A 13,769-nucleotide genomic window follows, 5' to 3' on the forward strand; every position below is an offset into this window, starting at 1 on the left:
GCTTGCCTTGATATTAGGTGATGATTCACCCTCATCGGCAAGCGCCCACATGAATTACCTGATCAAATTGTTAAAGAGCGATACTACTGTCATCATTTCGCTGTGGCTGGCTCGGTGACCTGAACCGTGTTGCCTCAGCGAGGAAGGCGTATTCTACGCATTCCGTGGTGTTTGTCAAGGGCTGTTTTCAGCGAGTGAAGCGAGCGATCAATCCAGCCAACAGATGACGCTAACCTCCTGACAAACCGAAGGTTTTTCAACCTTCTTCACCGCTGGTAACGCTTGGCGTCCCCGGCAGCGGATGCGTACTTTACGGATTCGCTGCCGGGTTGGCAAGGGCTTTTGTAAAATAATTTCAGCTCAGTGTTTGGGCTTGGCCTTGCGCATGACGGCCAGCACCGGCCCCGAGCAGACGTAGGCACCAAACAGCAACAGCAACATGACCGAGGGCTGTACCGAGATCATCACGAATCCAAGCACCACCGCCAGCAGCACCACGAAGGGCACGGGCTTCTTGAAGTCCAGGTCCTTGAAGCTGTAGTAGCGGATATTGCTCACCATGAGAATACCCGCCGCGCCCACCACCAGCAGCATCAGCAGCTTGAAGCCGAAGGCATCGGCGTCGAAGCTGTGGAATGTCCACACGCTGGCGGCGACCAGCGCCGCAGCCGAAGGGCTGGGCAAGCCGATGAACCACTTTTTGTCGACGCTGCCGATCTGTACGTTGAAGCGGGCCAGGCGCAGGGCAGCACATGCCACATAGAGAAAGGCCACCACCCAGCCGGTCTTGCCGATATCTTGCAGTATCCAGGTAAAGGCGACCAAGGCAGGCGCCATGCCGAACGAGATCATGTCCGATAGGCTGTCGTACTCGGCCCCGAAAGCGCTTTGCGTATTGGTCATGCGCGCCACGCGACCATCCAGGCCATCCAGCACCATGGCGATGAAGATGGCCACCGCTGCCGACGTGAACTCGCCATTGATACCAGCCACCACGGCAAAGAAACCAGAAAACAGTGCCGACGTCGTAAACAGGTTGGGCAGCAGGTAGATGCCCTTGCGGCGAATCTTCTTGCCGTTTTCGACGGCCTCCTCCACGACTTCGGTTTCACGAAGAAAAGCAGCGGCAAGATCCTCGTTCCGCACGATGTCCTCTTCCTTCGACGAAGGAGTAGCCGCGCTGTCCGCGCCTGCAGCGGACGAAGGGAGCGATTCCTGCTCTGGGTCGCGAGCATCCTGAGTCATAAGTGTCATCCATTTAGAGTGAAGTCACATTCACAAGTGAACCCTTCTCATTCTACACGGTGAACCCTTGCCGACCAGTCCTGACAGCCGGAATGCAAAACGCCCCGAAGCACGCAGAGGCGCTTCGGGGCGTTTTCATGACGGTGGTCGATCAGTTTTTGGACTTGTCGACCAGCTGGTTGGCAGCAATCCACGGCATCATGCCGCGCAGCTTGGCACCCACCTGCTCGATTTCGTGCTCGGCATTCAGGCGACGGCGTGCGGTCATGGACGGATAGTTGGTGTTGCCTTCCTGGATGAACATCTTGGCGTACTCGCCGGTCTGGATACGCTTGAGTGCATTGCGCATTGCAGCGCGAGACTCGTCGTTGATCACCTCAGGGCCGGTCACGTACTCGCCATACTCCGCATTGTTGGAGATGGAGTAGTTCATGTTGGCAATGCCGCCTTCGTACATCAGGTCGACGATCAGCTTGAGTTCGTGCAGACACTCGAAGTAGGCCATTTCCGGTGCGTAACCTGCTTCGGTGAGGGTTTCGAAACCGGCTTTCACCAGCTCGACCGCGCCACCACAAAGGACCGCCTGCTCGCCGAACAGGTCCGTTTCGGTTTCATCCTTGAAGGTCGTCTCGATGATACCGCTGCGGCCACCGCCAACGCCTGCAGCGTAAGAGAGCGCCAGCTCTTTGGCGTTGCCAGAGGCGTCCTGGTGGATCGCGATCAGGTCGGGAATACCGCCGCCCTTGACGAACTCGGAGCGCACGGTGTGGCCCGGTGCTTTCGGCGCGATCATGATCACGTCGAGGTCTTTACGCGGCTCGATCTGGTTGTAGTGGATGTTGAAACCGTGGGCAAACGCCAGGGTCGCGCCTTCTTTCAGATTCGGCTCGACTTCCTGCTCGTAGATGGCTTTCTGGTTTTCGTCCGGCGCCAGAATCATGACGACGTCAGCGGTCTTGCACGCTTCCGGCACGCTGGCGACTTTCAGGCCTGCCGCTTCTGCTTTCGCCGCAGACGAGGAGCCTTTGCGCAGCGCTACGGTGACATCGACACCCGACTCTTTCAGGTTGTTGGCGTGGGCATGGCCCTGAGAACCGTAGCCGACGATGGTGACTTTCTTGGCCTGAATGAGGGAAAGGTCGCAATCTTTATCGTAGTAAACGTGCATGGCGAGACTCCAGAAATCGGTTGAATCAGATCGTTATCGTGTATGTGTCAGCGTTGATGGCCACCCGTGCCGTCTAGTGCAGCACTGGGATTCGGCGTTGAGGTCACTCTACGCCAGCAGCACCATTGCGTAAAACGCTATATTTGCAACATACTATTTCATAAAATGAAATCACACTCAGGGCATCGACCCCATGGATTTTCGTCTTCTCAAGCACATGGTCACTCTGGCGGATACGCTGCATTTCGGGCGCGCCAGCGAGCTGTGCCATATCAGCCCTTCCACCTTGAGCCGCTCGATTCAACAGGTGGAGAGCGAGCTGGGCACCCGCCTGTTCGAACGCGACAACCGGCATGTCACGCTGACCCCGCAAGGGATCGCCTTCCTGCGCTACGCCAAGGAGACGCTGGAGCAGTGGGAAACCCAAAAGCGCACGCTGGCCACCAGCGCGACACAGCTCAGCGGGGAAATCAGCATCTACTGCTCGGTCACCGCCAGCTACAGCTTTTTGTATGAGCTGTTGAGCGATGTGCGGGTACGCCACCCCGGCATCGAGCTCAAGCTGCATACGGGTGACCCGGCAGACGCCATGAACCGCGTACTGGAAGGGGCCGATGACATGGCCATTACGCCCAGGCCTCGCATTCCTCCCAGCGCCCTGGCGTTCAAGTCGCTCACCCGCTCGCCGCTGTTGTTCATCGCCCCGACGGAAACCCATGCCTGGCTGCCTAGCCATCCGGAAAGCTCGACCGCCGAACAGTGGCGGCATGTGCCCATGATTCTGTCGGAGGCGGGCCTGTCGCGGGAGTACGCCAATACCTGGTTCAAGGCCATGGGCATCGCGCCCCGCATCTATGCCCAGGTGGCGGGACATGAGGCCATCGTCAGCATGGTGGGGCTAGGGTTTGGGGTCGGTGTGGTGCCGCGTATCGTGCTGGACAACAGCCCGCTGGCAGAGCGTGTGCAGGTACTCAACGTCAAGCCCGAGCTGCCCCACTACGATGTCGGCCTGTGCGTGCTGAACCGGCGGCTGCAGAATCCCATGATCGATGCTTTCTGGACCACGGTGGCACCTCGCTAGCGGCATCCGCCTGGCGCCACTCAAAAACAAAAAAACCGCCCGGCGAAGGGCGGTTTTGGGTGGGTACTAACGCGCGATCAGAGCGACAGCACCTTGTCACCGCGGGCAATGCCGGAGACGCCCGTGCGCGCCACTTCCAGAATGCCCACCGGCGCCATGGCCTGCAGGAAAGCATCCAGTTTGGAGGCATCGCCGGTGATCTGAACGGTGTAGAGGCTCGGTGTCACGTCCACGACCTGGGCGCGGAAGATATCCACGGTACGCTTCACTTCATCACGGGCAGCGCCCAGCGCCTTGACCTTCACCAGCATCAATTCCCGCTCGATGTGGTTACCTTCGGTCAGATCGACCAGCTTCACCACGTCGATCAGCTTGTTGAGGTGCTTGGTGATCTGCTCGATCACCCGGTCGTCACCGATGGTGGTGACCGTCAAGCGTGACAGCGACGGGTCTTCCGTCGGTGCTACGTTCAGCGTTTCGATGTTGAAGTTACGCTGAGAGAACAACCCGACTACACGTGACAGCGCACCCGGTTCGTTTTCCATCAGAATCGAGATGATATGACGCATCAGGTACGCTCCGTTTTGGACAGCAGCATGTCACGCATCGCGCCTAACGGCACTTGCATCGGGTAAACGTGCTCAAAGGGGTCGACCTTCACGTCCAGGAATACCAGCTCATGCTTGTTGGCAAAGGCACGCTCCAGCGCTGGCTCCAGCTCGTCCAGGGTAGTGACCGTGATGGCGGTAAACCCGTAAGCTTCGATCAGCATATGGAAGTCGGGCAACGACTCCATGTAGGAGTGCGCATGGCGGGACTTGTAGTTCAAGTCCTGCCACTGGCGCACCATCCCCAGCGACGCGTTGTTCAGGTTGACGATCTTGACCCCCACCCCGTACTGCTTACAGGTGGAAAGCTCCTGCATCATCATCTGGAAGCTGCCTTCCCCCGTGACACATACCACGTCGTCTTCGGGGAAGTTCTGCTTGATGCCCATGGCGGCCGGAAAGCCGAAGCCCATGGTGCCCAGGCCACCGGAGGTAATCAGGCGGTTGGGCTTGTCGAACTTGTAGTACTGCGCGGCAAACATCTGGTGCTGGCCCACGTCGGTGGTGACGTACGCTTCGCCCCGAGTGACGCGGCACAGTGCCTCGATGACTTCCTGAGGCTTCAGCGCCTCGCCGGGCTTGGAGGGCTCATAGAGCTTGCCTTCCCGCTCGGCGCGCCAGCCGTCGATCTTCTGCCACCAGTCGGTCAACGCTTCGGGGTGGGCAATCTCGTGCCCCTGCACCAGGCTGATCATCTCGTTGATGACGCTGGCGGCTGGACCGACGATGGGCACGTCGGCACGCACGGTCTTGGAGACCGAGCTGGGATCGACATCCACATGGATGATCTTGGCCGTGGGGCAGAATTTCGACGTGTTGTTGGTCACGCGGTCGTCGAAACGTGCGCCGATGGCAATGATCAGGTCCGCGTGGTGCATGGCCATGTTGGACTCATACGAGCCGTGCATGCCCAACCAACCCAAGCACTGGCGGTCGCTTTGCGGGTAAGCGCCAATGCCCATCAGCGTGGTGGTGATCGGGTAACCAAGCTGCTTCACCAGATCGGTCAAGCCTTCGCTGGCCTTGCCGGTAACCACACCACCGCCGGTGTAGAACACGGGGCGCTTGGCCTTCAGCATCATCTCGACGGCTTTCTTGATTTGCCCGGTATGCCCACGGGTCACCGGATTGTAGGAGCGCAGTTTGACCTTCTTCGGGTACACGTACTCGTAGCGCTCGGTGGGCGCGGTCATGTCCTTGGGAATATCGACGACCACAGGGCCGGGGCGGCCGGTAGAGGCCAGGTAGAAGGCCTTTTTCAGCACTTCCGGAATGTCAGAAGGGTGACGAATCGAGAAGCTGTGCTTCACGATGGGCCGGGTCACGCCGACGATATCGGTTTCCTGGAAGGCGTCGTCACCAATCAGGTGGCTCATGACCTGACCACACAGCACGACCATGGGAATGGAGTCCATGTAGGCAGTCGCGATACCCGTGACTGCGTTGGTCGCACCGGGGCCGGACGTCACCAGCACCACGCCGGGCTTGCCGGAGGCACGGGCATAGCCGTCAGCCGCGTGGGTGGCCGCTTGCTCGTGACGCACGAGGATGTGCTTCACTTTGTCCTGGCGGAACAGCGCATCGTAAATATGCAGTGCCGCACCACCGGGATAACCATAAATGTACTCTACGCCCTCATCTTGCAAGAAGCGGGCGATCATGTCTGCGCCGGAAAGCAGTTCCACTGTGTTTCTCCCCTGGAGGTCTCGAGTGCGATCCGCAGGACATCCTGCGGGGTCGAGTGCGGCGGTATGCCGCTGCCGGCCCATGCCGGCACCTGATGCCAAACCCTGGCAATATGGCCCGGTTAGGGCCTGCACTCTCATCGGGAGCACGCGTTGCTGGTCACCATGGCCTGTCTGGACGTGGCGAGCTTGACGCGTGCCTCCCTTACACGGCGGTTTGCCGTGTCGGGGCGTTGGCCAGGTCAGGCGGTTAGCCCGAGCCCGGAAGTCCTTCGGCGGGTAGAGGCGTGAGCCTACCCTTCGCGCGGTGATGAGGGATTGCCCGCTGGTTCCGCGCCCGCAAATCAGGAACCCACAAGATTCCATTAGCGCCCTTGGCGTGTCAACCACCTATCCAAGCAAACGCAACAAAGGTCGCAGTCGCTGCAAAAAAATGCCCCGCCAGCGTCACTGACGGGGCATTCGCCCTATTTGATTGCGCAGCAAGCCCTTCCGGGATCAGCCAAAGATCAGCTTGCCTTCACCCGCGCTGATGCGAATGGTATCGCCCGGGGCGTACTTGCCAGCCAGCAGATCCTGCGCCAGCGGGTTTTCGATGCGGCTCTGGATGGCACGTTTCAGCGGCCGCGCGCCAAATACGGGGTCGAAGCCAACCACCGCCAACTGCGCCATGGCGTCGTCACTGATTTCCAGGCTCAGATCGTGCTCTGCCAGGCGAGCCTTCAGGCGCTCCAGTTGAATCCCGGCAATCGCTTGAATCTGCTCCTGGCCAAGGGCATGGAACACCACCACTTCATCGATACGGTTGATCAACTCAGGGCGGAAGTGATTGCCCACTACTTCCATGACTGCCTGCTTCATCAACTCGTAGTCGCTGCCGTCGTCACTGCTGGTATCGCCTCCCATGCGCTGGATGATGTCCGAGCCCAGGTTGGAGGTCATGACGATGACCGTATTGCGGAAGTCAACGGTACGCCCCTGACCATCGGTCAAGCGCCCATCTTCCAACACCTGGAGCAGGATGTTGAACACATCCGGGTGGGCTTTTTCCACCTCATCCAGCAGCAGCACCGAGTACGGCTTGCGGCGCACCGCTTCGGTCAGATAACCGCCCTCTTCATAGCCGACGTAGCCAGGCGGTGCGCCAATGAGACGGGCCACGGAGTGCTTCTCCATGAACTCGGACATATCGATGCGCACCATGGCCTCTTCGGTATCGAACAGGAAATTGGCCAGCGACTTGCACAGCTCGGTCTTGCCCACCCCGGTGGGGCCCAGAAACAGGAACGAGCCGTTGGGGCGGTTGGGGTCGGAGAGGCCCGCCCGGGAACGCCGCACCGCGTTGGCCACTGCTTCCACGGCTTCGTGCTGACCGATGACCCGCTCGTGCAGGGCATCTTCCATGCGCAGCAGCTTGTCACGCTCGCCTTCGAGCATTTTGGACACCGGGATGCCGGTCCAGCGGGACACGACTTCGGCAATCTCCTCCTCCGTCACGTTGGAGCGCAGCAGCTGATGGCTGGTGGTATCGGCTTCACCCTCGCCCACTTCGCTGATCTTTTTCTCCAGCGCGGGAATCTTGCCGTACTGCAGCTCCGACATACGCCCAAGATCCCCCTGGCGGCGCGCCTGTTCGAGGTCGATACGCGCCTGCTCCAGCTCGGCCTTGAACTGCGCTGCCCCCTGGATGCTGGCCTTTTCCGCCTTCCAGATCTCATCCAGGTCGGCGTACTCGCGCTCCAGCTCATGGATGTGCTGATTGAGGGCTTCCAGACGCTTTTTCGTGGCGTCGTCGGTCTCTTTCTTGAGCGCCTCCCGCTCCATCTTGAGCTGGATCAGGCGGCGGTCGAGACGGTCCATCTCCTCCGGCTTGGAGTCCAGCTCCATACGGATGCGCGATGCTGCCTCGTCGATCAGGTCGATGGCCTTGTCCGGCAGCTGGCGGTCGGTGATATAACGAGTCGAGAGCTTGGCCGCCGCGATGATGGCCGAGTCGGTGATATCGACACCGTGGTGAACTTCGTAACGCTCCTTCAGGCCGCGCAGAATGGCCACGGTATCCGCTTCCGAGGGCTCGTCCACCAGCACTTTCTGGAAGCGCCGCTCCAGGGCCGCGTCTTTTTCGATGTACTGACGGTACTCATCCAGCGTGGTGGCCCCGACACAGTGCAGCTCGCCTCGGGCCAACGCCGGTTTGAGCATATTGCCAGCGTCCATGGCACCTTCCGCCTTGCCTGCGCCCACCATGGTATGCAGCTCGTCGATGAAAAGGATCACCCGACCTTCTTCCTGGGAGAGTTCCTTGAGCACGGCTTTCAGCCGCTCTTCGAATTCCCCACGGAATTTCGCGCCCGCCAGCAACGCCCCCATATCCAGCGAGAGCACACGCTTTTCCTTCAGGCCTTCGGGCACTTCCCCATTGACGATACGCTGGGCCAGGCCTTCGACGATGGCGGTCTTGCCCACGCCCGGCTCACCGATCAGTACAGGGTTGTTCTTGGTGCGGCGCTGCAACACCTGGATAGTACGACGAATTTCGTCGTCACGACCGATCACCGGGTCGAGTTTGCCTTCCAGCGCTCGCTGGGTCAGATCGAGGGTATATTTGTTCAGCGCTTCACGCTGATCTTCGGCATTGGGGTCGTCAACGCGGGAGCCGCCACGCAGGCTGTCGATGGCCGCCTCGAGACTTTTGCGCGTCAGCCCGGCCTCTTTGAGCAGCTTGGTGATGGCACCGTTCATTTCCAGCGCCGCCAGCAGCACCAGCTCGGAGGCAATGAACTGATCGCCGCGCTTTTGCGCTTCGCGGTCGGTCAGGTTCATCAGTTTGACGAATTCCCGGGAAGGCTGGACCTCGCCGTCGAACTGGCTGACCTTGGGCAAGTCTTCCAGTTGGCGCTGCAAGCCGTCGCGCAGCCGGGAACTGCTGCCTTCGGCTTTTTCGATCAGCGCCTTGATGCCGGTATCGCGCGTGTCGAGCAGCGCCAGCAGCAAATGGGCAGGGTCGAGTTGATTGTGGCCACGCCCCACGGCGAGGGATTGAGCCTCGGCAATGGCGGCCTGCAACTTGGCAGTAAATTTATCGAATCGCATGGAGTACCTCCTGGGGGGTGCCGTGCGTTTCGACCCACGGCGCATCCCGATAACCTGTCGTTGAACGTGCTAAAGACGATTAGCTTGACAAGTAAAATGGCGGCAGTTATGGCCATTTCAAGAGGCGTGCGATATTAACCAGCCGTTGACCGACGGCTCACTTGATCCAGATCACGCTTGCCATGCGGCCAGTATTGCCGTTATCCCGCCGATAAGAGTAAAAGCGCGACTCGCAGGCCGTACAGAAGTGACCACCGCTGATCTGATGGATGCCCAACGCCTCCAGGCGAAAACGCGCCAGGCGGTACAGGTCGGCCATGTAATGGCCCAGGCGATAAGGGCTATGATCGAAGGCTTCTGCGGTGTCGGGCTGGATGGCCACGAAGGTGCCGTATACTTCCGGGCCCACCTCGAACTGGGCATTGGAGATCGCCGGGCCAAGCCACACCAGAATGTCTTCGGGGTCGCAGTTCATCGCTGCCACCGTGGCTTCCAGCACACCACCGGCGAGCCCGCGCCATCCGGCGTGGGCCGCCGCCACCTGGGTGCCCTGCCGATTGCAGAACAGCACCGGCAGGCAGTCGGCGGTGAGTACCACACAGGCATAGTCGCTGCTGCTGGCCACCGAGGCATCGGCTTCCGGCGCGCCTTCCTGATACTCCTGCTGCACCCGTGCCCCGTGGGTTTGATTGAGCCACAGCAGCGGACGGCTATCGCCGATTTCCTTGTGCAGCAGCCGACGACAAAGCGCCACGTGGTCGGCGTTGTCGCCCACGTGGGCCGCCGGATTGAACGCCGCGAAGTCGTTCTGGCTGGGGCCTGTCTCGCGGGTGGTCACAAAGGCCTGTACGTTGGCAGGCGCCGTCCAATCAGGGCGCAGCAGCGTGGGGCGCAGGTCTATGGCATCGCTCATCGCATGGTCTCGCTATCTTCACGCAGATAATCCAGCAGCATCAGCAAATCGTCAGGCAGCTCCGCCTTGAAGGTCAGCGTTTCTCCACTGACGGGGTGGACGAAGCTCAACTGGCGCGCATGCAGCGCCTGACGGGGAAATTCACGCAGAATCTCCTTCAATGGCCCGGCTGCCCCCGGCGGTAGCTTGGCGCGACCGCTGTACAGCGGGTCGCCCACCAGCGGAAAACGCGCATGAGACATGTGCACGCGTATCTGGTGAGTACGCCCGGTTTCCAACTGGCAGCGCACGTGGGTGTGCGCGCGGAACCGCTCGACGACACGAAAATGCGTCACCGCAGGCTTGCCCGAGGCGGTCACGGCCTGGCGCTTGCGGTCCTTCGGGTGCCGACCAATGGGGGCATCGATCGTGCTGCCCGACACCGGCTTGCCGAGCACGACCGCATCGTACTGGCGTGACACGGTCCGCGCCTGAAGCTGCTCTACCAGCGCCGTTTGCGCGGGCAGGGTCTTGGCCACCATCATCAGGCCAGTGGTGTCCTTGTCCAGCCGATGGACGATGCCCGCTCGGGGCACTTCTGCCAGCGAAGGGTGATGGAACAGCAGCGCATTGAGCAGCGTGCCATCGGGATTGCCTGCAGCAGGATGTACCACCATCCCCGCAGGCTTGTTGACCACCATGACGTCGTCGTCTTCATAAACGATGTCCAGAGCGATGTCCTGGGGCGCAAAGCGAGTGTCTTCTTCGATGGTGGCGTGGAGCGCCAACACTTCGTGGCCGTGCAGCTTGGCCTTGGGCTTGGCCTGGGCCCCATCGACCGTGAGTTCCCCCGCATTGATCCACGCTTTCAAGCGCTCGCGGGAATAATCGCTGAACAACTCCGCGGCGGCTTGGTCCAAGCGTGCGCCCGCCAGGGTGGCGGGGACGCGCTGCGTGGCTTCCACAATTCGAGACATGAATGACCTCTTTATGACACAAACACGCCCACTTCTGGATGACACGACACCGCTGAACCCTTACAGCAAAGTGTCGCCAAGCCTGCGTTTTGCGCTCAGGTGTTTTATAGTGGGCTGACTGCGACCTATTCTACCATTTCTACTTATGGCCATCGTCGCTTTTCGGTGATTGAGGCTTGTTTGCAACGAGGATGATGATGCGCGTTTTTTCCGCTGCCAACCGCTTTGGCGCCCTGGCCCTGAGTCTTGCCCTGTTAGCAGGCTGTGCCAGCAATGACACCACTCCGGAAGACGAAGACGAGTTTGCCGGTGTTCAAGAGCGCGAGCTGTATGAGCTGGCCCGTACGGCCCTCGACAGCAATCGCTACCCTATCGCCATCGAGCGCCTGGAAGCCCTGGACACCCGCTACCCGTTTGGCCCTCATGCCGAACAGGCCCAGCTCGAACTGATCTACGCCTACTACGAAAACAGTAACTGGGAAGAGGCCCGCGCGGCGGCCAGCCGGTTCATTCGCCTGCACCCTGACCACCCGCAAGTGGATTACGCCTATTACCTGCGCGGGCTGTCCGCTTGGCAAGCAGGGCGCTTCAGCCTGGAACGCCTGCGCCTGATCGATATTTCCAAGCGCGACCTGGGCGCCTCACGGGATGCCTACAACGACTTCCGCGAGCTGATTCAACGCTATCCGCAAAGCCAATACGCCCCAGATGCCCAGCAGCGTATCGTCTACCTGCGTGAGCTGCTGGCTCGCCATGAGCTGCATGTCGCCGACTACTACCTGCGTCGTGGCGCCTTCCTCGCGGCCATCGAGCGCGGTCGCTGGGTCGTTGAAAACTATCCGGAGTCCAACGCCACGCGGGATGCTCTGGCCACCATGGTAGAAGGTTACCAAGGCATGGGCATGCAAGATCGCGCCAGCGAAGTCCTGGCCGTGCTGCGTGAAAATGCGCCCGATCACGAGCAACTGCAAGGCAGCCGCTTCGTGCCCAAATACAACGGCGGCCGTAACTAACGTTGAAGCGGGGTGCTAGCCACCCCTTTTTAAAAGCTATACAATCGATGCACCTTATCTAACCACGCTTTGGCGTGGTTTTTTTGTTTTTGTCACAAAAGCTTAATTAACAGGCACTTGATTAGATTTTCAAAAACCAATATCGATACAATTATTGTACAAAATATTCACGCGGCGCTATTATTGCCCCGCCGAACATAATAAAGCGCCTGCACGGCGCCTGAGGAGCTTCCTTATGCCATCCCTGTATAAACGCCTAGCCGGCACGAAAATCAGCACCCGACTGACCGCCGGTTTCTCGACGATCCTGCTATTGCTGGTACTGCTGACAGCAGCCGGTATCTATCAGGTCAACCAGATCGACCGCAGCCTGAGCGAGATCAACGATATCAACGGAGCCAAGCAGCGATTCGCCGTGGACATGCGAGGCAGTGTGCATGATCGCGCGATCGTGTTGCGCGACGTGGTCATCACGGCAGGCAACGGCAACCTGGGCACATTGCAAGACGAGCTGACCCGTTTGCGTGGCCTCTACGAAACTGCCATCAGCAAGATGCGTGACCTGAACCAGCAGTACCCCGCCACGTCACAAGAGCAGGCGCTGCTGAGCAGCATCAATGATCAGGCCACTGCCACCATGGCCCTGTCGGAGCAAGTGATCGATGCCAGGAACGCTGACCAGTTCGAGCAGGCGCAGGCGTTGATGCTCGAACAAGCGGGCCCGTCTTACCGCGAGTGGTTGAGCCGCATCAATCAATTCATCGACCTGCAAGAGCAGATCAACAATGTCACCACCGAGGATGCCCGCGCGACGGCTTCAGGTTTTCAATTGCAGATGCTGGGCCTGACCCTGTTTGCCCTGTTGATTGGCAGCATGATTGCGGTGTTCCTGTCACGCCAGCTGCTCAGAGAGCTGGGCGCCGAACCCTATGAAGTCAAGGCATTTGCAGAAGCGATTGGGCGCGGTGAGCTGGCGACCAAAGGCCGTGTGAAGAAGAATGATACACGCAGCATCATGGCTTCCCAGGTCGCCATGGCCAAGCAGCTCCAGGATATCGTGACGCAGGTGCGCGCATCGGCCGAGGCGGTCGCTTCCAACAGCGAGCAGATCGCGGAAGGCAATAATGACCTGGCGTCCCGCACCGAAGAGCAGGCCAGTGCACTGGCAGAAACGGCGTCTGCCATGGAGCAGCTCAACAGCACCGTGAGGCAGAACGCCGACAACTCTGAGCAAGCCAGTCATGAGGCTGCCAGCGCCTCGAAGACGGCGACCCAGGGCGGTGAAGCGGTGCACCATGTCGTGGCCATCATGAACGACCTGAACAAGAGCTCTCAGGAAATTGCCGGCATCATCTCCACCATCGACTCGATTGCTTTCCAGACCAACATCCTGGCCTTGAATGCGTCGGTGGAAGCCGCACGGGCCGGTGAACATGGCCGAGGCTTTGCCGTGGTTGCCGAAGAGGTGCGCAAACTCGCCCAGCGCAGCGCCGATGCTGCCCGGGAAATCAATGATTTGATCAGCAGCAACCTCGAACGCGTCAACCATGGTAACGAGCGTGCAGAAGAGGCCAGCAAGTCGACCGAAGACATCGTCCACGCCATTGAGCGGGTGACCAGCATCATGCAGGAAATCAGCCATGCCAGCGCTGAACAGAGTGCTGGCGTGCAGGAAGTCGGGCAAGCCGTGACCGAAATGGATCAGGTGACCCAACAGAACGCATCGCTGGTTCATGAGAGCGCCACGGCGGCCAACAACTTACGCCAAAACGCGCATCAGCTGCTCCACGCCATGGGGGCGTTCAAACTGCCTGCCACTGGCGCGACGCCTTCCCGCCAGCAACACTCTCCGGCTCAAGAACTGAAGCGCCCTGCCGCCACGGCACCGGCGTTACCCGCTTCGAAAACGACCTCGGCCGAGCCCGAGTGGGAAAGTTTCTAAATAAAACGCGCGCTTTGCCGTTAACTATTTAGACAGGCCGTGATGCACTGCATCACGGCCACTGC

General features: G+C 60.0%; 10 protein-coding genes. 3 read left to right on the forward strand and 7 right to left on the reverse strand.

Annotation, left to right across the window (positions count from 1 at the left end; genetic code table 11):
- Positions 1-360: 360 nt before the first annotated feature.
- Positions 361-1,245 (reverse strand): CDP-diacylglycerol--serine O-phosphatidyltransferase, encoded by an 885-nt coding sequence (pssA, locus tag IE091_RS12130; protein ID WP_039182438.1) that lies wholly within the window; start codon positions 1,243-1,245, stop codon positions 361-363.
- Between the two features lie 151 nt (positions 1,246-1,396).
- Complete coding sequence (gene ilvC / locus IE091_RS12135; protein ID WP_016916053.1) at positions 1,397-2,413, reverse strand: ketol-acid reductoisomerase; 1,017 nt, start codon at positions 2,411-2,413, stop codon at positions 1,397-1,399.
- Positions 2,414-2,606: 193 nt separating this feature from the next.
- On the opposite strand from ilvC, the gene ilvY reads away from it, so the two are divergent.
- Positions 2,607-3,494: an HTH-type transcriptional activator IlvY gene (gene ilvY / locus IE091_RS12140; RefSeq protein WP_016916052.1), complete on the forward strand. Its 888-nt coding sequence runs from the start codon at positions 2,607-2,609 to the stop codon at positions 3,492-3,494.
- Positions 3,495-3,571: 77 nt separating this feature from the next.
- Here ilvY and ilvN read toward each other — a convergent pair whose 3' ends face one another.
- The 5 genes from ilvN to rluD form a co-directional block, all read right to left on the reverse strand.
- The gene (gene ilvN, locus IE091_RS12145; protein ID WP_016916051.1) at positions 3,572-4,063 is read right to left on the reverse strand and encodes an acetolactate synthase small subunit; all 492 of its coding nucleotides are present in this window, start codon (positions 4,061-4,063) and stop codon (positions 3,572-3,574) included.
- Positions 4,063-5,787, reverse strand: coding sequence for an acetolactate synthase 3 large subunit (locus IE091_RS12150; protein ID WP_189463751.1), 1,725 nt, complete (start codon positions 5,785-5,787; stop codon positions 4,063-4,065). Before IE091_RS12150 ends, ilvN begins: the two co-directional genes overlap by 1 nt.
- A gap of 498 nt (positions 5,788-6,285) precedes the next feature.
- A complete protein-coding gene (gene clpB / locus IE091_RS12155) occupies positions 6,286-8,880 on the reverse strand; it encodes an ATP-dependent chaperone ClpB (RefSeq protein WP_039182428.1) in 2,595 nt (864 codons plus the stop codon).
- A 157-nt stretch (positions 8,881-9,037) separates the two neighbouring features.
- Positions 9,038-9,793 carry a peptidoglycan editing factor PgeF gene (pgeF, locus tag IE091_RS12160; protein WP_189463752.1) on the reverse strand — a complete coding sequence of 252 codons (756 nt, stop codon included), beginning with the start codon at positions 9,791-9,793 and terminating at the stop codon, positions 9,038-9,040.
- Positions 9,790-10,749 (reverse strand): 23S rRNA pseudouridine(1911/1915/1917) synthase RluD, encoded by a 960-nt coding sequence (rluD, locus tag IE091_RS12165; RefSeq protein ID WP_039182424.1) that lies wholly within the window; start codon positions 10,747-10,749, stop codon positions 9,790-9,792. Before rluD ends, pgeF begins: the two co-directional genes overlap by 4 nt.
- A 197-nt stretch (positions 10,750-10,946) precedes the next feature.
- Between rluD and IE091_RS12170 the strand changes: the two genes are divergently transcribed.
- A complete protein-coding gene (locus IE091_RS12170) occupies positions 10,947-11,762 on the forward strand; it encodes an outer membrane protein assembly factor BamD (protein ID WP_039182422.1) in 816 nt (271 codons plus the stop codon).
- Positions 11,763-11,997: 235 nt separating this feature from the next.
- Positions 11,998-13,704 (forward strand): methyl-accepting chemotaxis protein, encoded by a 1,707-nt coding sequence (locus tag IE091_RS12175; RefSeq protein WP_189463753.1) that lies wholly within the window; start codon positions 11,998-12,000, stop codon positions 13,702-13,704.
- The last annotated feature ends 65 nt before the right edge of the window (positions 13,705-13,769 follow it).

It is taken from the genome of Vreelandella hamiltonii (genome assembly GCF_014651775.1).
Lineage (GTDB): Bacteria > Pseudomonadota > Gammaproteobacteria > Pseudomonadales > Halomonadaceae > Vreelandella > Vreelandella hamiltonii.

What these genes read in the sequence shown, in the direction of transcription:
- pssA (WP_039182438.1), bottom strand. Translation starts at nt 1,245, where the DNA reads ATGACTCAGGATGCTCGCGACCCAGAGCAGGAATCGCTCCCTTCGTCC.
- ilvC (WP_016916053.1), bottom strand. Translation starts at nt 2,413, where the DNA reads ATGCACGTTTACTACGATAAAGATTGCGACCTTTCCCTCATTCAGGCC.
- ilvY (WP_016916052.1), top strand. Translation starts at nt 2,607, where the DNA reads ATGGATTTTCGTCTTCTCAAGCACATGGTCACTCTGGCGGATACGCTG.
- ilvN (WP_016916051.1), bottom strand. Translation starts at nt 4,063, where the DNA reads ATGCGTCATATCATCTCGATTCTGATGGAAAACGAACCGGGTGCGCTG.
- clpB (WP_039182428.1), bottom strand. Translation starts at nt 8,880, where the DNA reads ATGCGATTCGATAAATTTACTGCCAAGTTGCAGGCCGCCATTGCCGAG.
- pgeF (WP_189463752.1), bottom strand. Translation starts at nt 9,793, where the DNA reads ATGAGCGATGCCATAGACCTGCGCCCCACGCTGCTGCGCCCTGATTGG.
- rluD (WP_039182424.1), bottom strand. Translation starts at nt 10,749, where the DNA reads ATGTCTCGAATTGTGGAAGCCACGCAGCGCGTCCCCGCCACCCTGGCG.
- IE091_RS12170 (WP_039182422.1), top strand. Translation starts at nt 10,947, where the DNA reads ATGCGCGTTTTTTCCGCTGCCAACCGCTTTGGCGCCCTGGCCCTGAGT.
- IE091_RS12175 (WP_189463753.1), top strand. Translation starts at nt 11,998, where the DNA reads ATGCCATCCCTGTATAAACGCCTAGCCGGCACGAAAATCAGCACCCGA.